2 protein-coding genes are annotated in these 1181 nt (G+C 75.4%); both read left to right on the plus strand.

Going from position 1 to position 1181, the window contains the following annotated elements:
- Positions 1 to 328 (plus strand): Rieske 2Fe-2S domain-containing protein (locus SSOG_RS05710; protein WP_009713259.1); only part of this gene is annotated, 328 nt, incomplete at its 5' end.
- The coding region (locus SSOG_RS05715) for an iron-containing redox enzyme family protein (protein ID WP_050799777.1) at positions 325 to 1181 on the plus strand (857 nt) is incomplete at its 3' end. The genes SSOG_RS05710 and SSOG_RS05715, both read left to right, overlap by 4 nt.

Below are 1181 nucleotides of genomic sequence, written 5' to 3' on the forward strand. Positions count from 1 at the left end.
CTTCTTCGGCGACCGGATCTCCGGGGACGGCGCGGACGCGGTGCGCGACATCCCGCCGGGCGGCGGCGCGGTCGTCCGCGTCGGGGCGGGGCAGCGCGCCGTCCACCGCGACGAGGAGGGCGCACTGCACGCCCTGTCCGCGCGCTGCACCCATCTGGGGTGTCTGGTGCGGTTCGACGACGCCGAACGGACCTGGGAGTGCCCGTGCCACGGGTCCCGCTTCGCCGTCGACGGCAGCGTGCTCCAGGGCCCGGCGGTCCACCCGCTGGAGCGGTACGACGACCTCGGCGACGGGCACGACGGCCCGGACGGGGAGGGCCGGCGGTGACCACCGGCTCCAGGGATACGGCCACGCACGGCGGGCCCGGCGCGCCCCCGCTGCCGGAGGCCCGCGGTCCGCTGTCCGCGGCGGTCCGTACGGCGCTGCTCCAGGACCCGCCGCCGGCAGGTCTTCCGCCGACCGGGGACGCCGACCCGTTCGGCGAGGACCTTCAGCTCGCGCTGTACCTCGCCTACGAACTCCACTACCGCGGCTTCGCGGGCGTGGACGAGGCGTGGGAGTGGCAGCCGGATCTGCTGCGGCTGCGGGCCGCGCTGGAAGACCGGTTCCTCGGCGCGCTGCGCGAGGCCGTGCCCGGTGGCGCGGATGTGGCCGGGGAGCTGGACGCGCTGCTGGCCGAACCGCCGGCCGCGCCCGGGGTCAGTCACCACCTCAGGAGCCGGGGCACCTGGGGGCAGCTGCGCGAATATCTGGCGCACCGCTCGCTGTACCAGCTGAAGGAGGCCGATCCGCAGGCGTGGCTGATTCCCCGGTTGACGGGACAGCCCAAGGCGTCGCTGGTGGCGGTGGAGTTCGACGAGTTCGGGGCGGGCCACGGCGACCGGGTGCACGCCCGGCTGTTCGCCGAGGCGATGGCGGGCGCGGGTCTCGACCCGGCGTACGGCCGCTACCTGGACCGGGCGCCCGCCGAGACGCTCGCCGCCGTCAACCTGATGTCGCTGCTCGGTCTGCACCGCTCACTGCGCGGCGCGATGGCCGGGCACTTCGCCGCTCTGGAGATCACCTCGTCGCCCGGGGCCCGGCGGCTGGCCCAGGCCTTGGAGCGGCTGGGCGCCGAGCCCCGGTGCGTACGGTTCTTCACAAGAGCACATCGAGGCCGACGCGGTGCACGAACAGCTGA

Origin of the sequence: Streptomyces himastatinicus ATCC 53653 (assembly GCF_000158915.1) — a bacterium.
Lineage (GTDB): Bacteria > Actinomycetota > Actinomycetes > Streptomycetales > Streptomycetaceae > Streptomyces > Streptomyces himastatinicus.